General features: G+C 65.6%; 18 protein-coding genes. All 18 read right to left on the reverse strand.

The window, feature by feature from the left end; all coding sequences use genetic code 11:
* Window positions 1-29 precede the first annotated feature (29 nt).
* On the reverse strand, window positions 30-845 hold the full coding sequence (locus DL891_RS08605) for a Trp biosynthesis-associated membrane protein (RefSeq protein WP_157962451.1): 816 nt from the start codon (window positions 843-845) through the stop codon (window positions 30-32).
* Window positions 842-2,374, reverse strand: a complete 1,533-nt coding sequence (locus tag DL891_RS08610; RefSeq protein ID WP_111720019.1) for an anthranilate synthase component I — start codon at window positions 2,372-2,374, stop codon at window positions 842-844. Before DL891_RS08610 ends, DL891_RS08605 begins: the two co-directional genes overlap by 4 nt.
* A gap of 88 nt (window positions 2,375-2,462) precedes the next feature.
* Window positions 2,463-3,131, reverse strand: coding sequence for a ribulose-phosphate 3-epimerase (gene rpe / locus DL891_RS08615; protein ID WP_111720020.1), 669 nt, complete (start codon window positions 3,129-3,131; stop codon window positions 2,463-2,465).
* Window positions 3,132-3,342: 211 nt separating this feature from the next.
* On the reverse strand, window positions 3,343-4,116 hold the full coding sequence (locus tag DL891_RS08620; protein ID WP_111720021.1) for a hypothetical protein: 774 nt from the start codon (window positions 4,114-4,116) through the stop codon (window positions 3,343-3,345).
* 164 nt (window positions 4,117-4,280) lie between these two features.
* Entirely contained in the window at window positions 4,281-5,741 is a 1,461-nt protein-coding gene (locus DL891_RS08625; protein WP_111720129.1) for an RsmB/NOP family class I SAM-dependent RNA methyltransferase, read from the reverse strand.
* A complete protein-coding gene (gene fmt, locus DL891_RS08630; protein WP_111720022.1) occupies window positions 5,738-6,658 on the reverse strand; it encodes a methionyl-tRNA formyltransferase in 921 nt (306 codons plus the stop codon). The genes DL891_RS08625 and fmt overlap by 4 nt, the downstream gene beginning before the upstream one ends.
* Window positions 6,659-6,682: 24 nt before the next feature.
* On the reverse strand, window positions 6,683-8,755 hold the full coding sequence (locus tag DL891_RS08635) for a primosomal protein N' (RefSeq protein WP_111720023.1): 2,073 nt from the start codon (window positions 8,753-8,755) through the stop codon (window positions 6,683-6,685).
* A gap of 12 nt (window positions 8,756-8,767) precedes the next feature.
* Entirely contained in the window at window positions 8,768-9,961 is a 1,194-nt protein-coding gene (metK, locus tag DL891_RS08640; protein WP_111720024.1) for a methionine adenosyltransferase, read from the reverse strand.
* Between the two features lie 150 nt (window positions 9,962-10,111).
* Window positions 10,112-11,308, reverse strand: a complete 1,197-nt coding sequence (gene coaBC, locus DL891_RS08645) for a bifunctional phosphopantothenoylcysteine decarboxylase/phosphopantothenate--cysteine ligase CoaBC (RefSeq protein ID WP_111720130.1) — start codon at window positions 11,306-11,308, stop codon at window positions 10,112-10,114.
* A 49-nt stretch (window positions 11,309-11,357) separates the two neighbouring features.
* The gene (gene rpoZ / locus DL891_RS08650) at window positions 11,358-11,615 is read right to left on the reverse strand and encodes a DNA-directed RNA polymerase subunit omega (RefSeq protein WP_111720025.1); all 258 of its coding nucleotides are present in this window, start codon (window positions 11,613-11,615) and stop codon (window positions 11,358-11,360) included.
* A gap of 115 nt (window positions 11,616-11,730) precedes the next feature.
* Entirely contained in the window at window positions 11,731-12,687 is a 957-nt protein-coding gene (gmk, locus tag DL891_RS08655; RefSeq protein ID WP_111720026.1) for a guanylate kinase, read from the reverse strand.
* Window positions 12,656-13,603 carry an orotidine-5'-phosphate decarboxylase gene (gene pyrF / locus DL891_RS08660; protein ID WP_232819079.1) on the reverse strand — a complete coding sequence of 316 codons (948 nt, stop codon included), beginning with the start codon at window positions 13,601-13,603 and terminating at the stop codon, window positions 12,656-12,658. Before pyrF ends, gmk begins: the two co-directional genes overlap by 32 nt.
* On the reverse strand, window positions 13,603-16,893 hold the full coding sequence (gene carB / locus DL891_RS08665) for a carbamoyl-phosphate synthase large subunit (protein WP_111720027.1): 3,291 nt from the start codon (window positions 16,891-16,893) through the stop codon (window positions 13,603-13,605). The genes pyrF and carB overlap by 1 nt, the downstream gene beginning before the upstream one ends.
* A complete protein-coding gene (carA, locus tag DL891_RS08670) occupies window positions 16,893-18,131 on the reverse strand; it encodes a glutamine-hydrolyzing carbamoyl-phosphate synthase small subunit (RefSeq protein WP_111720028.1) in 1,239 nt (412 codons plus the stop codon). The genes carB and carA overlap by 1 nt, the downstream gene beginning before the upstream one ends.
* The gene (locus DL891_RS08675) at window positions 18,128-18,637 is read right to left on the reverse strand and encodes a hypothetical protein (RefSeq protein WP_111720029.1); all 510 of its coding nucleotides are present in this window, start codon (window positions 18,635-18,637) and stop codon (window positions 18,128-18,130) included. The genes carA and DL891_RS08675 overlap by 4 nt, the downstream gene beginning before the upstream one ends.
* Entirely contained in the window at window positions 18,630-19,949 is a 1,320-nt protein-coding gene (locus tag DL891_RS08680) for a dihydroorotase (RefSeq protein ID WP_111720030.1), read from the reverse strand. Before DL891_RS08680 ends, DL891_RS08675 begins: the two co-directional genes overlap by 8 nt.
* Window positions 19,946-20,932: an aspartate carbamoyltransferase catalytic subunit gene (locus DL891_RS08685; RefSeq protein ID WP_111720031.1), complete on the reverse strand. Its 987-nt coding sequence runs from the start codon at window positions 20,930-20,932 to the stop codon at window positions 19,946-19,948. Before DL891_RS08685 ends, DL891_RS08680 begins: the two co-directional genes overlap by 4 nt.
* A complete protein-coding gene (pyrR, locus tag DL891_RS08690; protein ID WP_111720032.1) occupies window positions 20,929-21,501 on the reverse strand; it encodes a bifunctional pyr operon transcriptional regulator/uracil phosphoribosyltransferase PyrR in 573 nt (190 codons plus the stop codon). The genes DL891_RS08685 and pyrR overlap by 4 nt, the downstream gene beginning before the upstream one ends.
* Between the last annotated feature and the right edge of the window lie 19 nt (window positions 21,502-21,520).

Here is a 21,520-nt window from a genome sequence, read left to right on the forward strand (position 1 = left end):
CCGTCAGTCTATCCGGTGCCTCAGCGTGTTCACCCACGTCGCTTCGGCTTGTCGGGTCGGTCGGTCGGGTCGGATCCTCGGGTGAGATCGTCCCAGGCGCTGACGGGATCGGTCGGATCCTCGCCGGACGCCTTCTCCGGATCGCCTTCACCCGCAGGATCAAACCCGAACTCGTCTGATTCTGCCGCGAAAACCGCGGTGGTGTCTTCCGAGACGTTGTCTCCCGTCGCCGTGGCCTCAGCGGCTGCTTCGTCACCAGCCACCTGCCGGTCGGCCGCCAGGCGAACGCTCTGGTACTTCTGTGAGGAGTCAGGCCACCGGCGCAGTGTCACGATCACAACAATGCCCGCAGCCAGCATCGCCACCCCGGCGATCAGCGTCACGATGGGCCACAGGGTGCTCGAAGCTGTGGAGACCAAGGCATGCACCGAGTCAGTACCCGTGACGCCCGTCACCTGGGAGACCACCGGTGCCCCTGCGGTGACCGGATCGAGTTCGCTCAACACAACGGACAGAATGACGCTAGCCCCCAGAAGCGCCTCCAAGACACCGAAAACCGCGCGTAGAACAGGCCCCGCAATCGACAGGGCCCCGGCCAACGCGAGACCGGACAGTGCAAGGGCGCTCACCGCAGGGGCCGCGACCTGTCCGCTGACGGCGAGAGGGCCCGCGTGACCGGCAGAATCAATCAGGATCAACCCGTACCAGGTCTGCGTCCATCCGAGCAGCGCGAGCCCACTCCCCGCGGCGATGACAAGCATGATCGAGTACTTGAGGCGGCGCGCGCGACGTGTACGGCTCTGTCGCCCAAGATTTTCGCCGAGCCCGATATCTGCCCCTGTCACATGACCCTCCGCATGTCGTTGGCGACCGCGACTGCCCGAAGTGGCGCGGCAGCCTTGTTCTGCGACTCACGAAACTCGGATTCTGGGTCGGAGTCGGCGACGATTCCGCCGCCGGCCTGCACGTACGCGACGTTGTCGATGATCGTCGCTGTGCGGATCGCGATCGCCAGGTCGGCATCGCCGGCGAAGCCGAAATAGCCGACCACGCCCCCGTAGACGCCGCGCTGCCAGGGTTCCAGGGCGTCGATGATCTCCAACGCACGCGGTTTGGGTGCGCCGGAGAGGGTGCCGGCCGGGAATGTTGCCCGGAAGACGTCGACCGCGTTCATCCCGGACAACAGGTTGCCTTCCACCGATGAGACCAGGTGCATGATATGGCTGAATTTCTCCACCCGCATGAACTCTGTCACCTCGACCGAACCGGGTTCGCAGACTTTGGAGAGGTCGTTGCGTGACAGATCGACGAGCATCAGGTGCTCGGATCGCTCCTTCTTGTCGCTGCGCAACCGGGTCTCGTAATCGGCGTCGTGTTCGGGCGTGGTGCCTCGGGGCATCGACCCGGCGATCGGGTGCGTGAACACACGGCTGCCGGTGACGCGGAACAGTGCTTCCGGCGAGGAGCCGACTATGGCGTAGGGGGTGCCGCCCGGTGTGACCAGGTTCACCAGGTACATGTATGGACTCGGGTTGAGACTGCGCAGCACGCGGTAGACGTCGATGGGCGGTGCGGGGCAGTCCAGGTCGAACCTCTGCGAGATGACGACCTGGAAGATCTCCCCCGCCTTGATCTGCTCCTGCGCCGTTTCGATGGACCTCAGATACGCCGTCGCCTCGGTGCCGGCACGCGCATCGGCGGGGGCCGCAAGGTCGATGTGTGCCAGCCAGGCCTCGGCCGGCTTCGAGAGGCCAGCCTGCATTCGGTCGAGGCGCGCCTGGGCATCCGCCCACAGTGTGTCGGCATCGTCGGTACCGTCGTTGAGAACGTTCGCTATGAGTTGCACGGTGCCGAACTTGTGGTCGAGCACCACCAGGTCGGAGGCGAAGCACAGTGACTGCGCGGGTACCTCATAGGCCGCGGGCGGCTTGTCCGGCAGGTTCTCCAGTTCACGAATCGCTTCCCAACCGATGAACCCGACCAGGCCGCCCGTCAACGGCGGGTGGCCGGGAACCCGCGGCGTCTGCCAGCGCTCGTAGAGCTGCTGCAGGGCCTCGAGCGGGCTGTCGTTCAACGGACCGCCGAACGCCCGCTCGGCGCTGAGCCCGTCATCGATCCACTGGGCGACGCCGTCAGCGTCGGTCAGCATGCCGAACGATGACACTCCGACGAACGAGAACCTGGACCAGATGCCGCCCTGTTCGGCCGACTCGAGCAGGAATGTGCCGGGCGCACCCTGACTGAGTTTGCGGTAGATGCCCACCGGGGTCTCCCCATCGGCGAAGAGTTCCCGCACCACGGGGATCACCCGGTCGGCGTGAGCCAGTCTGAGGAACTGGTCCCGCGTGGTCGAGGCGGTGGACTGCTCGGTCATGTGAGTGCTCCAGGGGAATGCGTGGGCGAGAAGTGGTGCGAGGCCGGCGCTCCCGCATGGAAGTGGGATGGGCGCCGGATGCCGGCTTTCAGTGTACGTGCGGGGTCGCCGAGGCGATCTCGCGCAGCCCGGCGATCGCGGCATCCGGGTCTGCGGCGCCGAAGACGCTGGAGCCGGCCACGAACGTGTCCGCGCCCGCTGCTGCTGCGATCTCGATGGTGTCCAGTGTCACACCGCCGTCGACCTGCAGCCAGATATCCAGGCCGGATGCCCGCACCGCGGCGCGCGCCTTTGACAGTTTCGGCATGGTCTCCGGCATGAACGACTGGCCGCCGAACCCGGGTTCGACGGTCATCACTAACAGCTGGTCGAACTCTTCGAGGAGTTCGAGATACGGCTCGATCGGGGTGCCGGGTTTGACGGCGAGGCCGGCTCGGGCACCGATCTCGCGGAGGTGCCGGGCGACACCGACCGGATCGGCCGTCGCCTCGGCATGGAAGGTGACCGAGAATGCTCCGGCCTCGGCATAGCCCTGAGCCCAGCGTTCGGGGTTCTCGATCATCAGGTGCACATCCATGGGGAGCTCGGTGACCTGAAGAAGCCTCTCGACCATTGGCAGGCCGAACGTGAGATTGGGCACGAAGTGGTTGTCCATCACGTCGACGTGCACCAGGTCGGCACTGGTGATGCGACCGAGCTCAGTCTCGAAGTTGGCGAAGTCGGCGGCGAGAATACTCGGATTGATCCTGACGGGCATGATTCAACCTTAGGGCTTTGCGTTGTTCCCCTCCTGCGCACACCTTCTCGCCCCGAGCCCCGACGTCGCGGGGCCTGGTGAATTGTCACAGAACCATGACGACAGAGCTGCCGGCGGCCCTGCCTGCACTGCTATCCCCGAGAGACAACGAAACCTTTTACTGCGACAGATGTTCTCTACCGCTGAGGTGTGGCCGGTTGACAGTATTCGATCAGACACAGCCACCGGTTGTGATCGGTTGCGGCGCACTGATCGACTTCACTGTGCCGTTCCCAGACTCACTCACGACAACGGCCACCGATGTCGGGTGTTCATCCACGACGAAATCCAGTACTTCGATAGCCGTACCGTCGCTGCAGACCCGCGAGCCGGGGTCAAATGCGGGATCGCCGGAGACCACCGTCCAGTCGTCACCGACCCGGTGGCCCTGCACCGTGACGAGCTCAATATCGCGCGCGAGCGCTTCGTCGGCGTCATCGGCGGTCACCCCGTCGAAATAGACGCTGAAGTGGGGCTGGACCAGGTAGGTGGGGTCGATAGTCCCCCAGAACTCTCCTTCATATTTGCGCTCGTTGAGCACGAAGTAGTCCCACAGATGCTGCACGCCACCCGGGGAACGGTTGGTGCTGGAATATGGCTTCTGCTCAGGGGCCACGCCAAACACGGTCGTGAGCATCGCCACCGCCTCATCGGCCGGCCCCATGTAACCCAACTTCTCGACCAGCTGTCCGTCGGCGTCGCGCAGCTCCAACACGTCGGGGCGCACCACGAATCTGGTGACAGTCGTCAGAGGATCGGCTGCCTCGGTCGGATCTGGGCTGGGTTCTGCAGTGGGCGTCACAGGCGGAGCGGTGGTGACTTCCGGCGGCGGTGACGCGGATCCGTTCGCACCGGGAGCCTGGGCGGGTGCGCATCCGACCAGGAGTCCAAGGGCGGCGACAAGGCTGAGGAGGCGAATACTATGCGTGAAACGAGAACCGGTCATGAAAACCACCTTCGAGACGTAAGCACGAAATATCAGGATGAGGAGCTTGTCGAACCGGTGATGCTCCCGGCGGGCGCCAACTCCTGAATTCTCGAAGCCGCGCCGCTGAAGATTCTTTGTGATCGTATTGCCGACCTTAGCGGGTCAGCGTGGTCGTGAACGGGTCAGGCGTGTTTCTCGAAGAGTTGGATGAACATGGCGTCGGTTCCGTGCCGATGCGGCCACAGCTGCACGCTCAGACCGTCACCGGCGAGGTCCAGAGGCGCCAGTGAGACTGCCTGTACGATATCGGCGGTCGGGAGTCGTCTGAGAATGGCCTCGTGCTTCTTCATCGCTCCGGCCACAACGGTGCGCGTCTCTCCGATGTGCGGGGAACAGGTCACGTAAGCCAGCACTCCGCCAGGAGCCAGCGCCGTGATGGCCGAGTCCAGTAGGGAACGCTGCAACGCGACCAGAGCGGCCACATCGGTGGGCTTCTTGCGCCAGCGTGCTTCCGGGCGCCGGCGCAACGCCCCCAATCCGGTGCACGGCGCGTCGAGCAGGATGCGGTCGAACGCTCCAGCGTGTGTGTCACCCACGAGCGTGCCATCGTGCTCCCACACCTGGACGGCTTCACCGAACGGGGTCAACGCTCGCCGCACCAGTTCGGCGCGGGCCGGGACCAACTCGTTTGCAACCAGGTCGGCTCCGCCGGCGACAGCCTCTGCAGCCAGAAGTGCCGCCTTTCCTCCCGGGCCAGCGCACAAATCGAGCCAGCGCTCCCCCCTGGCTATCGGCCGAGCCCGGCTGAGGGCCAGGGCCGCCAGCTGGGAGCCCTCATCCTGTACCCGAACAACCTTCTGCTTGACGCCGGGAATGTTGAATGGGTCGCCTCCGTCGCTGTAGAAGCCGACCGGCGAGTAGTGCGCCGGATGCGCATCGGCGGGGGGCTCGGTGCCGTCGGCGAATCCGGGCAGTGCAACGAGGTTGACCATCGGCGCGACATTGTTCGCGGCCAGGGCCTCATCCAATTCACCGCCCCTGTCCTCTGCCCCCAACGACTGCCGGAGCGCCCGGACAATCCAGACCGGGTGGGAGAACTCCGCCGAGAGCCGGTCGTCTGGATCGGTGGTTGCCTCCAGCACCCGCGTGTGCCACTCATCGGGGGTGGAGCGGGTGACGGTGCGCAGCACTGCGTTCGTGAAGCCGGTCGCAGAACGGCTGCCGACAGTCTGGGCAAGAATGACTGATTCATTCACCGCTGCGTGCTCGGCAACACGCATGGACAGCAGCTGGTGCAGCCCGAGGCGCAACACGTCAAGGATCTCGGGGTCGATCGCGTCGACACCACGCCCGGCCGCAAGAACGATGACCCGATCGTAGTAACCCATCATTCTCAAGGTTCCGTAAGTGAGCTCGGTGGCAAGACCTGCGTCGGCGGCGCTGAGTTTTGCACGCGAGAGCTTCACTGGCAACAACAGGTTGGCGTAGGCGTCGGACGAACGCACCGCACTGATCACCTCGTAGGCGATCCGGCGTGCGGGCTGCACATGGGTGCCGGTGGAGCCCCTGTCTTTCGGGCCTGTGCGCGGCGGACGTTTCTGGCCCGGTCTGGAATCCTTGGGCCGCGAGGACCGGCCGGTCACGAGCTGCTCCGAACGGACGCTGGACGACCCCGCCACCAGTCGGCGGCAGGCATTGCCTTCTTGCCCGCGGGTTGAACGGTGACGAGCTCCAGTGCCGTAGAGCCTGTGCCAATCAGCATCTGGCCGTCGTGAGCAAGGATCTCACCCGGTAGCAAGACCGGTGAGGTGGCGCCGGCCAACCGGGCGGCGTGCACCTTCACACGCTCTCCATCGAGGATCCAATAGGCGCCCGGCTCCGGGGTGACCCCGCGAATTCGGTTGTAGACCGCGGCTGCTTCGTCATTCCAGTCGATCAGGCCGTCGTCTGGGCCGAGTTTGTGCGCGTATGAGGTCGGCCCCTCCTGCACTCGCGGCGTTACCCGTCCGCCAGCGAGACGGTCCACGGTGGCAGCCAGCAGCTCTGCCCCGCTGACGGCGAGTTCACCGAGGGTTTCGCCGGCGGTTGCATCCGGATTCAGATGGTGCTCGAACGTCGCGAGGATGTCGCCCGCGTCGAGTTGCTCGACAAGCTGGAAGACGGTGCCACCAGAGACAGTGTCGCCCGCCATGATCGCCCGCTGCACCGGTGCTGCTCCCCGCCAGGCCGGGAGCAATGAGAAGTGCAGGTTCACCCAGCCGAGCCGGGGCACATCCAGTGTCGGTCGGCGCAACAGCGCGCCAAAGGCGACAATCACACCGAGGTCGGCGTCCAACGCGGCCAATTCGCTTGTCATCGCGTCGTCGATGCGATTCGCCTTGAGCACCGGCAGACCCAATGCTTCGGCCGCCCGGGCGACCGGAGACGGGGTCAGCACCCGTTTGCGCCCCAGTGGCGCATCTTCCCGCGTCAGCACGCCGACGATGTCGTGCGCTGAAGCAAAGAGGCGGCGGAGACTCGGCACTGCCGCCTCGGGCGTTCCGGCAAAGATCAATCTCACAGCACTCGTTTCGAAGGGGTGGGCTCAGAGCAGGTCAGGGTCGTCGAATCGTACTCTCAGTGTATTCATCGGACGGTACGCGCCTTTGCCCGCTGGTCGCCTGCTTTTGGCATTGTGAATCACAGAAGCACGCAGGATGCGCGCCACATCAGCGGCTCGTCCGTAGTCTGTGCGCACGATGGCCCGCACGCCATCTGGATGGGTGACCGGCCCCAGGATGTCGGTGTGGCCCGCCGCCGCAAGCTGGTCGACGGCTTCGTTCACCTGCTCCTCCGCCCCTGTCACCGACGCGAGCCGAACGATCGGTGGAAACCGCAGTTCGGCCCTGTCTGCCAATTCGGCTCTCGCAAATGCAGGCTGCTGCCAGGTGGCGAGCGCATGGGCGACGGCGCCACCGACTCCGGCGAGGATGATGGGTGCCCGCGGCGCAGCGAAGGCTGCCGTGTTCGACCAGCTGCGCAAACAGTCTTCAGCCACTCGCAGATTCTCCCGCGCGAGCATGCGTGGACCGTCCAGCAGGATCACCGCCCGGTAGCCTCCGGCCGCGATCGGTTCTGCCCCGCGGGTGGCGATCACGAGCGCTGGGTTGGCTCCGACCCGCTGCATCGGATGGTCCCCATCGGAGACCACGACACGCACCCCAGGAAAGGCCCGGCCAAGTTCTTCGGCTGTGCGGGTGGTTCCGATCGAGACCAGACTGTACTCGGTCGACGAGCATTCCCGGCACCTCCAACCGGCGGCGAGGGCACCGCACCAGCCGCAGGACGGTGCGGCAGTCGGGTGGGTCAGGCCCAGGGGGCCCGCGCAGGCGGTGCAGCGAGCTGGCTCTCGACAGGTGCGGCAGGCCAGAAGCGGGGCGTACCCCGGCCGCGCCACCTGCACGAGAACCGGCCCCAGCTTCAGCGCTTCCGTCGCCTCCCGCCAGGCGAGGGACGGGATGCGGGCGGCACCGGCCGGGCCGGACCGCTCGTCGAGTTCGCCTGTCGGAATCACCCGGGGTTGATAGGCGCGCTCCGGGGCGATCTGCGTGAACCAGCCCAGCTCCACCAACCGTTGGGTGTCGGTTGTACGAGTGTGCCCGGCAACGATCAACGCACAGCCGCGCTGCTCCTGGCGCACCAGCGCCACATCGCGTGCGTGGGCGTAGGGTGCCAGCGGTTCGGCATGCAGCGAGGAGCCGTCGTCCCAAACAGCGATCAGTCCGAGCTGCGGGGCCGGCGCGTACACGGCCGATCTGTTTCCAATCACTACCACGGCATCATCGCCGAGGAGGCGCAGAAATCCGCGGTAGCGGTCGGCGTTCGCCTGACGCGCGTCGACCCTGACAATGCGTTCTTCAGGTATCAACGAGAGCAGGGCGGCGTGTACCTGCTCCTGGTCGCGGTAGTCGGGCACCGCGATGATGGCGCTGTGCCCCAGGTGCAGGGTCTGCACGGCCGCTTCAGCCAGAGTGAGCGCCCAATGGCCGATCCACAGGCCCGCGTGCGGCCCGTCTGTCAGCTGATGCAGTAGCGGAATCACCCCCAATGCGATTCGTTGACCAGCGACGATGGCGCCCTCGACGAGACCCGATTCATAGCCGGTCACCAGGGTGTCGCCGTGGGCGGGGCCGCTCGAGCGCTCAGCCGGTGGTACTGCGCTCTGTTCACCGGGGAGATGTTCACCAGGGAGATGTTCAGCAGGGAGATCACCGGCCTCTGCCACGGCGGCCCGTGCGAGATGGGCCTTCTCCACCCGCGCCTGCCGGGCAGGCACAGCCAGCCGGATCACATCGCTCGCACCCCCGGCGGAACGGTCGGCGACACTCCGGGCCAACTGCCAGATCTCTTCAGTGAGCACCCGCGCCGGGGAGACCACCGATTCGATGGGGCTCAGCTTTCCGGAGAAGTCTGCCTGATCCGTGCGTTCGATCAGGTATCCGGTTGCCACCCGACCGGCCGAACGAAATGGAACCTTGACACGAACCCCCGGCAGGGCGGTCTCGGCCCATTCGTCCGGGATCAGATAGTCGAACAGGTGGTCGAGCTGGGGCAACGGCGAATCCAACAGAACACGGGCAACACGTCCCTGTTGTTGTCGGATCTGCGAATCACCCATCGAAGGTATTTTCTAGAGGCCGGCCGCGCTGCGCAGCTGCTCCACACGGTCGAGCTTCTCCCACGTGAAGTCTGGAAGTTCACGGCCGAAGTGCCCGTAGGCCGCCGTCTGCGCGTAGATCGGCCGTTTCAGGTCGAGCTCCGCGATAACAGCCGCCGGGCGCAGGTCGAAGACCTCTCGTATGGCCGAGATGATCTGCTCATCGGGCAGAATACCGGTGCCGAATGTCTCCACGTACAGCCCAACCGGGTGCGCCTTGCCGATGGCATAGGCGACCTGCACCTCGAGGCGCTCGGCGAACCCAGCCGCCACGGCATTTTTCGCCACCCATCGCATCGCGTAGGCACCCGAGCGGTCGACCTTCGACGGGTCTTTGCCGCTGAAGGCCCCACCACCGTGGCGCGAGGCCCCACCGTACGTGTCGACAATGATCTTGCGGCCGGTCAGTCCGGCGTCTGCCTTCGGTCCGCCGTCGACGAACGGCCCGGCCGGGTTGACCAACACGCGGGTGCTCGACGAGTCGAGGTCGAGCGACTCAAGGGTGGGTCGGATCACCAGTTCACGCACGTCCGACTGCAACCGTGCCGGGTCGGTTCCCCGGGCGTGCTGTGTGGACAACACGATCGTCTCGACGGTGCGCGGGATGTGTTCCTCGTAGCCGATGGTGACCTGGGTCTTGCCGTCCGGTCTGAGATAGTCGAGTTCGCCCGACTTCCGCACCGCAGCCAACCGCTCCGCCATCCGGTGCGCCAACCAGCTTGGAAGGGGCATGAACTGGGGGGTCTCTGTGGTGGCGAAGCCGAACATCATCCCCTGGTCGCCCGCGCCCTGCTGGTCGAATTTGTCGATGCTGCCGGTTTCGCGCGACTCGAGGGCCTGGTCGACACCGCCGGCGATGTCGGCGGACTGTGCCCCGATCGACACCGAGACCCCGCAGGATGCTCCGTCGAAGCCCATTTCGGAGGAGTCGTACCCGATCTCCAGTACCTTCTTGCGAACGATGCCGGGGATGTCGGCGTATCCCGAGGTGGTGACCTCGCCGACCACATGAACGAGTCCGGTGGTGACGAGCGTCTCGACGGCGACCCGGCTCTCGGTGTCTTCGGTGAGCAGGGCGTCGAGGATACTGTCGGAGATCTGGTCGCAGATCTTGTCGGGGTGGCCCTCGGTCACTGATTCGGAGGTGAAATACCGCAGTTCGGTCATGACGTGGCGCTCTTTCTGGTTGCGGGCAACGTGTACGGGCTCTGGCGCAGGCACTGCGCGTTCAGGGGCGTGTCGGGGTGGGCCGTGCGGGTCACGGCTGCTCGAGCGACGTGCCGGGTCATTCGTGCGATGCAGTGGATGCGATCAGGCTCACACCAGCACATCAAGGATATTGTTCGCCACCGACATTTTCGAACCGGCGGCCTCGGCCACCACTGCGCCACCGGCCGCAAGAACGATGATCGTGTTCGAATCGCTGCCGAATCCCTCGGTCCAACTCACCCGGTTCAGCACGAGATAGTCGCAGCCCTTGCGTGCCAGTTTCGTGCGGCCGATCTCGAGGCGGGCGGCATCGTCGCTTTCGGTCTCGGCAGCGAAGCCGACGATGACCTGGCCCTCACGGCGGTGCGCCGACAATCCGGCCAGAATGTCGGGATTCTCGACGAGTTCGAGAGTCAGGCGGTCCCCCGCGGACTCCTTCTTGATCTTGGCGTCGACGCTCACCGCCGGGCGGTAGTCTGCGACCGCTGCAGCCATGATGACCACGTCTGCGGACTGGGCGTGCTCGGTGGCCGCTTCAGAAAGTTCGAGGGCGCTTCCGACGTGCACCACCGTCACTCCTTGAGGCTCAGCCACCTCCAGATTGGCCGCGAGCAGCGTGACTTCTGCTCCGCGTGCCAAGGCTGCAACGGCGAGAGCGACACCCTGTCGGCCGCTGGAGCGGTTGCCGAGGTAGCGCACCGGGTCCAGGGGTTCCCGGGTGCCGCCGGCGGTCACCAGCACGCGACGGCCGGCGAGGTCGCCAGATCGAGGCGCAGCGAAGCGATCAGCGGCACGCACTACGGCGTCGACAATCACGTCGGGCTCTTCCATGCGTCCGGGGCCGGAATCAGAGCCGGTGAGTTGACCGGATGCGGGGCCGACAATGACCACGCCTCGATCACGCAATGTGGCGATATTGGCGACGGTCGCCGGATTCAACCACATTTCAGTGTGCATGGCGGGAGCGATCACGAGCGGTGCGGTGCTGGCCAGAACAGTGTTGCCGAGCAGGTCGTCGGCGAGGCCGGCGCTCAGCTTGGCGATGGTGTTCGCGGTGGCCGGAGCGATCACGATCACGTCGGCAGACTGCCCGATCGCGACATGGCGCACCTCAGCGACCCCTTCGTACAGGTCGGTGTGCACTCGGTTGCGACTGATCGCCTCCAACGTGGGAAGCCCGACGAATCGAAGTGCGGACTCTGTGGCCACGACGTGAACGTCATGTCCCTCAAGTACCAGACCTCGAATCACGTTGACGGCCTTATAGGCGGCAATTCCGCCGGTCATCCCGACCACGACGGTCAGCGCCGTCGACCGCTTCTCCGTGCCCACGGCGCTCACCCCCCTGATACGACTACTCGACGATGCTGGTCAGTTCGAGCTTGTCCTCGTTGATCTCACGCAGAGCGATCGACAACGGCTTGTCGTCAATGGTGGAATCCACCAGCGGACCGACGTTGTCGTAGAGGCTGCCCTCGTGCAGGTCGGCGTAGTAGTTGTTGATCTGCCTGGCGCGCTTGGAGGCGAAGATCACCAGCGCGTACTTCGAGTCGACCTTTGAGAGCAACTCGTCGATCGGCGGGTCAATGATTCCGGTCTGCTTGTCAGCCATGTATTTCTTTTCTCCTCGTAGAAAGGCGGTGAATGAAAAATTGTGGGTGGACACACGGGGTATGCGCTCACCGGCCCGGCTCACGGTCGGTGCACGACTGGCATCGGAGCAACACTCACGGGCCGGGAACGGCCGTGCGGGCATCCATCAAGTCTACGACTTCTTGGGCGGCCTCGGCCACATCAGTGTTGATCACCTTGAAGTCGAACTCGTCCTGGGCTGCGAGTTCCGCTTTCGCCGTCTCGAGCCGGCGCTGCTGTTCCGCGTCGTCTTCGGTACCGCGGCCGATCAGGCGGCGGACCAGTTCGTCCCAACTTGGCGGGAGGAGAAAGATCAAGCGCGTGTCGGGCATGACCTGCCGCACACTCCGCGCGCCCTGGATGTCGATCTCCAACAGCACCTTGCGGCCTGCGGCCAGAGCAGAGTCGATCGGTGACCGTGGCGTGCCGTACCGGTAGGCGTTGTGCACCGTCGCCGACTCGAGAAGTTCGCCTTCGGTCACCATTCGATCGAACTCGGCGTCGCTCACGAAGATGTAGTTGATCCCGTCTGTTTCCCCCGGCCGGGGCGCCCGGGTTGTGGCAGACACCGAGAGGAAGACATCGGGGTAGTTTTCCCGGATGTGGGTGGATACGGTCCCCTTGCCGACCGCCGTCGGCCCGGCGAGCACGAACAGGCGGTTGTGCCGGCGACCGCGAACGCCCGAATGGGACGCCCGCTCGCGCAGAACGTTCCGAAGGTTTTCCGTCTGATGACGTCCCAGACCCCCCAGGCGCTTGGACGGCGACATGTTCAGGTGATGCATCAAACCGGTCATCTTCTTCTCACCAATGGCCGGGATGCTGAGCAGAAACTCGGTCACGCGCATGCGCGCCTCTACCGACTCACGATCCTGTCGGGCGGTATCAAGCACGTCCAGGGGTGTGCGCTGCCCGGTTGCGATCTGCTTCTTGACCGCCGCGCGAGCGCGCCGTGCCGCCACGGCCGCCCGGGAGGCGGCTGCTCTGTCCACGTCGGGTGGTTTCGGCCTCTTCTGGTCATCAACCAAGGGCAACCGCCAATTCGTCTGCATGGATCTGTATCGTCTGGGCCAGCGAATCTGGCCCCGCTCCCAAAATACTCCGAGATTCGGTGACAATAACACCGGGTGTCATCACACCATAGACCCTGCCGACCGTCTGCACCCGAGCACCCTGGTGGCCGAAACCCGGCGCAAGCACTGGAGTGTGGCTCAATCGCGTATCGCTCGCGGTATCAATACCCATTGTTACCAGAGGCGCTGTGGCACCGAGCACCACCCCGACCGAACCGAGGGCGGCGGGAAAGTGAGTCTCGTTGTAACCCGTCACATCATCGATGATGGCACGAGCGACCGACATCCGCTCCACCGGTGTGCGATCACCGGCGCTCTGGCCCGCGGCAGGGTGCTCTCTCTGGCGCACCTCGGCCGTCTGAACCACCAGGGCCTCGGGGTTTGAGGTGGCCGCCAGCACGAACAGCCCCTTGCCGTTCCTGGCCGCAATCTGGCACGCGTCGGCCAGCGAGCCGAAGCCCTGGTAGGCGCTGACGGTCATGGCGTCGGCTTCCAGGGGCGAGCCCGTCGACAACCAGGCGTCAGCATACGCGCTGACGCTCGAACCGACGTCGCCACGTTTCACATCGGCAATCACCAGAAGTCCGGCCTGGCGTGCGCGGGCCACAACCTGCTCCATCACCTGATACCCGGCGGAGCCGAATCGCTCGAAGAACGCGACCTGGGGTTTCACGATCCCGACCCGTCCATGGGCGGCTTCGACCACACGCAGGCTGAACTCACGGGCACCGGCGGCGGTATCGGGCAGCGACCAGTTCTCCAGCAACCAGGAATGCGGGTCGATGCCGACACACAACTGCCCCGTGTTCTGGAACACGGCTTCCAGCCGGCTGCCGAACGCCTGGGGCGGGACCGCCTCGTTCGGCATCGCGTTCGCGCCTGCGCCTGCGGGCATCAGCGGGACTCTCGTTCGCGTGCATACTCCTGGAGGCTGGTCACCTCGAAGCCCGCGCGAATCGCGTCGAACGACGCGACTGCAGCACCCACCGTTGCGATCGTTGTGAACAGCGGCTTGTCCGCCGCGACGGTTGCAGCCCGGATCCCGTAGCCGTCAGCGCGGGCAGTGCGGCCGCTTGGCGTGTTGATCACCACATCAACCTCGTCGCTGTTGATCAGGTCGATCACGCTCGGCGACCCGTCCACGTCGTCGGCCTCGCTGAACTTGCGCACCACCCGGGCATCGATCCCGTTGCGGTTCAGAACCTCGGCGGTGCCCTGCGTGGCCAGGATGCTGAAGCCCAACTGCTTGAGGCGCAACACGGGCAGGATGATCGCACGTTTGTCACGGTCGGCGACCGACACGAACACCGTACCGCCGAGTTTCAGGCCACCGTACGCCGCCTCCTGACTTTTCGCGAACGCCCGCGGGAAGTCCTTGTCGATACCCATCACCTCGCCGGTGGAGCGCATCTCGGGCCCCAGCACGCTGTCGACCGTCTTGCCGTCGATGGTGCGGAACCGCCGGAACGGCAGCACAGCCTCCTTCACCGATACCGGTGAGTCCATCGGCACGTGGCATCCGTCGACGGCGGGCAACAGTCCACAATCGACCAGCGCCCTGATGCTCTCCCCCGCCATGACCCTGGCCGCAGCCTTCGCCAACGGTATGCCGAGCGCCTTGGAGACAAACGGCACGGTTCGAGATGCCCGAGGGTTGGCCTCCAGCACGTAGAGCACACCCTGCCCGATAGCGAACTGCACGTTCAACAGTCCCTTCACGCCCACGCCCCGAGCAATCGCTTCGGTGGCACTGCGCACCTCATCGATCTGCGTGCGTCCGAGCGTCACCGGCGGCAGGGTGCAACTGGAGTCTCCGGAATGGATGCCGGCCTCCTCGATGTGCTCCATGACCCCACCGACGTACAACTCGGTGCCGTCATAGAGGGCGTCGATGTCGATCTCGATGGCGTCGTCAAGAAAGCGGTCAACCAGAAGCGGGTGAGCCGGGCCGACGATGCCCTGGCCGGCGATACGGCCGAAGTACCCGGCCAGGGTCGCTTCGTCGTAGATGATCTCCATGCCGCGTCCGCCCAACACGTACGAGGGGCGCACGAGAATCGGGTAGCCGATGCCGCGGGCGACCAGAATGGCGCCGGCCGCATCGACGGCGGTGCCGTTCGTGGGAGCGACGAGGCCCGCCTCATCCAGGATCTTCTGGAACAGGCCGCGCTCCTCCGCCTGGTCGATTGCCTCGGGGCTGGTGCCCAGGATGGTGATCCCCTGCGCCTCCAGACCCTTGGCCAGGCCGAGGGCGGTCTGCCCGCCCAACTGCACGATGACGCCCACGAGTTCTCCACTCAGTGACTCCGCGTGGATCACCTCGAGCACGTCTTCGAGGGTGAGCGGTTCGAAATACAGCCGGTCGCTGGTGTCGTAGTCGGTCGATACCGTCTCAGGGTTGCAGTTGATCATGATCGTCTCATACCCGGCATCCGACAACGCGAAGGACGCGTGCACGCAGGAATAGTCGAACTCGACTCCCTGCCCGATCCGGTTCGGGCCCGAACCGAGAATCACGATCTTGCGCCGATCACTTGGCAGAACCTCGGTCTCCTGGTCGTAACTGGAGTAGTGGTACGGCGTGAGCGCAGGGAACTCCCCCGCGCAGGTGTCAACCGTCTTGAACACCGGCCGCACCCCGAGCAGGTGCCGGATGTCGCGCACATCCGACTCCCCGAAACCGCGAAGCTGGCCGATCTGAGCGTCGGAGAATCCGTGGTTCTTGGCCAACTCGAACACTCGTGTGTCCAAGGTGTCGGCTGCGCGAACGGTATCGGCGACCTCGTTGATCAGCGCGATCTGGTCCAGGAACCAGGGGTCCATGCCGGTGGCGGCATACAGTTGTTCCACGGTCGCACCGAACCGGAGAGCCTGCTGGATGGTGACGATGCGCCCGTCGGTCGGAACGGCCGCCAGGGTGAGCAGCTCGTCGACTGTGGTGGACTGCTCCCCCTCCCAATGGAACGACGACCCCACCTTTTCCATCGACCGCAATGCCTTCTGCAGAGCGGTCGTGTAGTTGCGGCCGATCGCCATGGCCTCACCCACCGATTTCATGGTGGTTGTCAGGGTGGTGTCTGCGGCCGGAAACTTCTCGAAAGCGAAACGGGGGACCTTGACCACCACGTAGTCCAGCGCCGGTTCGAAACTCGCCGGAGTCACCGCGGTGATGTCGTTGTCGATCTCGTCCAGGCGATAGCCGAGCGCAAGTTTGGCCGCAATCTTCGCGATCGGAAATCCGGTGGCCTTACTGGCCAGGGCTGACGATCTGGACACCCGCGGGTTCATCTCGATGACGATCACCCGGCCGGTCGACGGTTCGACGGCGAACTGGATGTTGCAGCCTCCGGTGTCGACCCCCACTGCGCGGATGATGTCGATCGAGATGTCCCGCAGGTTCTGGTATTCCCGGTCGGTCAGGGTCAGTGCGGGCGCCACGGTGATCGAGTCGCCGGTGTGCACGCCCACCGGGTCGACGTTCTCGATCGAGCAGACCACGACGGTGTTGTCGGAGTGGTCGCGCATCAGCTCCAGTTCATACTCCTTCCAGCCGGTGATCGACTCCTCGAGCAGCACCTCCGCCGTCGGGCTCGAGAGCAGGCCGTCGGTCACGTAACGAATCAACTCGTCCTCGTCGTGGGCGAAACCTGATCCGAGACCGCCCATGGTGAATGAGGGGCGCACGACCAGCGGGTAGCCGAGATCCGCGGCGAATCCGACCGCCTCCTCGACCGTGTGGGCAATGTGGGATCGGGCCACGTCCGCTCCGGCGTCGAGTACCAGTTGCTTGAAGAGTTGGCGGTCCTCACCCTTCTGGATTGCGTCGACTCGGGCGCCGATCATCTCCACGTTGTATTTCTCCAACACACCGTTGAAGTGCAATGCCATGGCTGCGTTCAGGGCGGTCTGTCCGCCCAGGGTCGGCAGCAGGGCGTCGGGACGCTCCTTCGCGATGATCGTCTCGATCACCTCGGGGGTGATCGGTTCGACATACGTGGCGTCGGCGAAGTCGGGGTCGGTCATGATGGTGGCCGGATTGGAGTTGACCAGGATGACCCGCACGCCCTCCGCGCGCAGCACACGACACGCCTGGGTACCGGAATAGTCGAACTCGCAGGCCTGCCCGATGACGATCGGGCCGGAGCCGATCACCAGAACGCTTGTGATGTCTTCCCTGCGTGGCATTACGCGTTCTCCTCGTTGTTGTCGTGGCTCGAATCAGTTTCTGCAGTGGGTTCGCCCGCGCCGGAGGAGAGTCCTCGGTCCACCGCGAAGCGGGTGAAGGTGTCGAACAAATGGTTCGTGTCGTGTGGGCCGGCGTTCGACTCGGGATGGAATTGGACCGAGAACGCGGGAATGTCCAGGCACCGCAGTCCCTGGACGACGTTGTCGTTGAGGCTGTAGTGGCTCACCTCGACGCGGCCGTAACCGTTGGCCGACTCGACCACGCCCTCGATCGGCGCACGCACCGCAAAGCCGTGGTTCTGCGCGGTGATCTCCACCCGGCCAGTGGCCTTGTCCATGACCGGCTGGTTGATCCCCCGGTGACCGAATGGAAGTTTATAGGTGTCGAAACCGAGCGCCCGGCCGAGCAACTGGTTGCCGAAGCAGATGCCGAAGAACGGGATTCCGGCGTCGAGGACGGCACGCAACAGCTGCACATGCTGTTCGGACGCCTGGGGGTCGCCCGGCCCGTTCGAGAAGAAGACCGCCGACGGGGCCAGGTCGAGCACGTCCTGCGCGGAAACCGTCTGTGGCAGAACGTTCACGTCGAAGCCGCGGACGGTGAGGTACTTGAGGGTCGACCGCTTCACCCCGAGGTCGAGCACCGCGACAGTGCCGACGTAGTCGCCTTCCGCCGGCAGGGAGTACCGGGTGGGGGTGGAGACGTCGGCGGACAGGTTGCGGCCGGTCATCTGCGCCGACTCCGTGACCATCTCCAGTTGTTCGCCGGCGCTGCGTCGAAAGTCGGCGCCGGAGAAGATCCCGGCGCGCATCACTCCGGCGCTGCGCAGGATTCGGGTGAGCATGCGGGTGTCGATACCGCTGATGCCGACGACCGCGCCGGCATCCAGTTCCTCATCGAGGCTGCGGGTGGCCCGAAAGTTGGAGACTCGTCTGGAGGGATCGCGCACCACGAATCCGGATACCCAGATGCGATCGGACTCCTTGTCCTCGTCGTTCACTCCGGTCACCCCGATATGCGGCGCGGTCATGACCACGATCTGACCGGCATAGGACGGGTCGGTGAGGGTCTCCTGATAGCCGGTCATGCCGGTGGCGAAGACTGCCTCGCCCACCGTGCTTCCCAGCGCACCGTAGGCGCGGCCTGGGAATCGTTGGCCGTCCTCCAGCACCAGAACGGCGTCGGCTTCGCCGAGCAGAGGTGGGGTCTTGGGCGTATTCTCCACGGGGGAACTCATTTCAATCGAGGGGATGGATTGTCCCCGGCGAGCCGGCGGACGGTGGTCAGGAATTCGTGGCGGTCGCTCTCGTCGAACAACCGGAAGTAGCTGTCAACGGCGTCTTCTCCGAGCATCCAGCGCAGGCGGAGCAGGCCGTCGGTCTCGACGACACGGTCGATGGTCAGGGTGGCCGCCTCGATGCCGACCAGGTTGTCGGCGGCAATGAACAATTCTGGTTCGCCGCGCAGCTTCAGGACGAGCCCCGCGGCGGACGCCGAGACAACGGCGTCGGCGCGAAAGCCGAGGCCGGGCACCACCAATCGGTCCAGGGCGCTGTCGGCGGGCGTTGTCGAGAGGTAGAGCGCTTTCACCGCCAGAGTGGTCCGAGGAAGATTCGCCGGCACGAGTGCCGGCCTCGCGTAGCCCGCCTGGCGCTTGGCCCTCGCCCGCCAGCCCCACCACATCAGTAGAAGCAGCAGGGCGATCAGGCCGAACACCAGTGCGGCCGGTCCGAGCCTATCCATTGGCGACCAGCCCCTCTTCCCTCAGGGCACCGTCGGCCAGGGTCGGCTGGCCGCGGTGGAAGGTGTAACGAACGCGTCCGGGCAACTGCATGTCGAGGTAGGGCGAGTTTCCGCTTCGACCTGCCAGGTCGGCCGCTGTGAATTCGTGGGGGTCGTTCGGATCATACAGGGTCAGTTCGGCGGGCGAGCCCGCAGTCAACTCGTGACCGAAGCCGGTCAGGCCGCCGATCGTGGCCGGGGCCGCGGAGAGTACCCGGGCGACATCCGCCCAGTCGAGGCCACCGGTATCGACGACCGCTGCCTGCACGACGGCGAGGGCTGACTCCAGGCCCACCATTCCGTTCGCCGCGGCCGCCCATTCGCAGTCCTTGGCCTCCACCGGATGCGGCGCGTGGTCGGTGGCAACAATATCGATGGTTCCGTCGGCCAGCCCCCGTCGCAGGGCTTCGACGTCTTCGGCGCGGCGAAGCGGCGGGTTCACCTTGTACTTCGGGTCGTAGCTGCGCACCAGTTCCTCGGTGAGCAGGAGATGGTGGGGGGTGACCTCCGCGGTGACGGCAATGCCCCGTGCTTTGGCCCAGCGGACAACATCGACCGAGCCCGCGGTCGACAGGTGGCAGATGTGCACCCGTGATCCGACGTGCTCGGCCAGGAGCACATCGCGGGCGATGATCGACTCCTCGGCGACAGCGGGCCAGCCGGCCAGGCCGAGGTCGCTGGATACCTGGCCCTCGTTCATCTGGGCCTCCACCGTCAGCCGCGAGTCCTGCGCGTGCTGGGCGATCACGCCGCCGAAGGACTTCACATACTCGAGGGCGCGGCGCATCAGCAGCGGGTCCTCCACGCAGTGCCCGTCGTCGGAGAAGACGCGCACGCGGGCGCGGCTGGACGCCATTGCCCCGAGTTCAGCCAGATGTCTGCCCTCGAGGCCGACCGTGACCGCCCCGATCGGCTGAACATACGCGTAGCCGGCGTCCTGTCCGAGGCGATGCACCTGCTCGACCACGCCGGCGGTGTCGGCCACCGGGGAGGTGTTGGCCATGGCGAAGACGGCAGTGAAGCCTCCGGCCGCCGCCGCTCGGGTGCCGGTGAGCACCGTCTCGCTCGGTTCGAAGCCGGGCTCGCGCAGGTGGGTGTGCAGGTCGACCAATCCGGGCAGCGCGATCAGACCGTCGGCGTCGATACGGCGTGCGCCGGTCGAGCTGAGCCCGGTACCGGTCTCGGCGATCAGGCCGTCGGCCACGAGCAGGTCGGTGCGTCGGCCATCCGCCAGAGTGGCACCGGCGATGAGAAAGGGGGTCTGGTCGTTCACGTGGTTGCTCGCATCCGGCTCGTGGGTGTCGGTGGGGAAAGCCGTTCGCCGGCCAACAAGAGGTAGAGGGCGGCCATGCGCACGGACACACCGTTGGTGACCTGCTCCCGAACGGTCGAGCGGGCGGAATCTGCGGCGGCAGCGGAGATCTCCAACCCTCGATTCATCGGCCCGGGGTGCATGACGATGGTGTCTTCTGGCAGGCGGCCGAGGCGCTCGTCGTCGAGGCCCCAGCGCCGGGAGTATTCGCGCGTGTTGGGGAAGAAGTCGCCTGACATGCGTTCGGCCTGCACCCTCAGCATCATCAGAACCGACGGCGGTGTGCGCAGGAGCGAACGATCGAGGTCATACTCCACCTCCACCGGCCAGGCGGTCATGTTCACTGGCATGAGAGTGGGAGGAGCAACCAGTGTGACCTGCGCGCCCAGCGTGGTCAGCAGCCAGACGTTGCTGCGGGCAACCCGAGAGTGCAGGATGTCTCCGACGATCGTCACCGCCACCCCAGAGAGGTTGGTGCCGCGGGATGCGGCGCCGTGCATCCGCCGCCGGATGGTGAAGGCGTCGAGTAGTGCCTGAGTGGGGTGCTCGTGGGTGCCGTCGCCCGCGTTGATCACTCCCGCGTCGATCCAGCCGCTGTCTGCGAGCGACTGGGGTGCGCCGGAGGAGGGATGTCGCAATACCACTGCGTCTGCACCCATGGCGGCCAGAGTCTGCGCAGTGTCCTTGAGGCTCTCCCCCTTGGCGACGCTGGAGCCGGAGGCGCTGAAATTGATCACATCGGCGGACAGTCGTTTCGCCGCCGCCTCGAACGAGATCCTGGTGCGGGTGGAGTTCTCGAAAAAGAGGTTGACAACGGTCTTTCCCCGCAGTGCCGGAAGCTTCTTGACCTCGCGAGTGGAGACGGTGGCCATGTCCTCGGCAACGTCGAGCAGGCGGATGGCGTCGGCCAGGTCTAGATCTCGGGTCGAGAGCAAGTGTCTCATCGGCTGCCGTCCCCCGTGCCTGCCTCACCATGGGCTCGGCCTTCAATGCTCACGTATTCGTCGCCGTCGGCCTCGGTCAGGCGCACGTTGATACGCTCCTTCGAGGATGAGGGCAGGTTCTTGCCGACGAAATCGGCACGGATCGGGAACTCGCGGTGGCCCCGGTCGACCAGAACGGCCAGACGCACGGCGCGAGGCCGCCCGAGATCACTCAGCGCATCCAGGGCGGCACGGATGGTGCGTCCCGAATACAGCACATCGTCGACAAGCACCACGGTCATGCCGTCGATGCTCAGCGGCATATTCGTGGGGTGCGGCGTGCGCGTGGGATTGCTGCCGAGGTCGTCGCGGTACAGAGTGACATCCAGAGCACCGACCTGGGCCTTCGCGTCGGAACCTTCGATGCGGCGGATCTCGGCGTGCAATCGCTGGGCGAGTGGGACACCGCGCGTGGGGATGCCCAGAAGCAGCAGGTCGTCGCCTCCCCGGTTCGCCTCCACGATCTCGTGGGCGATCCGCGTCACAGCGCGCGTGATATCAGCAGCCTGCAACACGATTCGTGCGCTCACACCGGCTCCTTCCCCGCCT

Origin of the sequence: Homoserinimonas sp. OAct 916 (assembly GCF_003260275.1) — a bacterium.
Lineage (GTDB): Bacteria > Actinomycetota > Actinomycetes > Actinomycetales > Microbacteriaceae > OACT-916.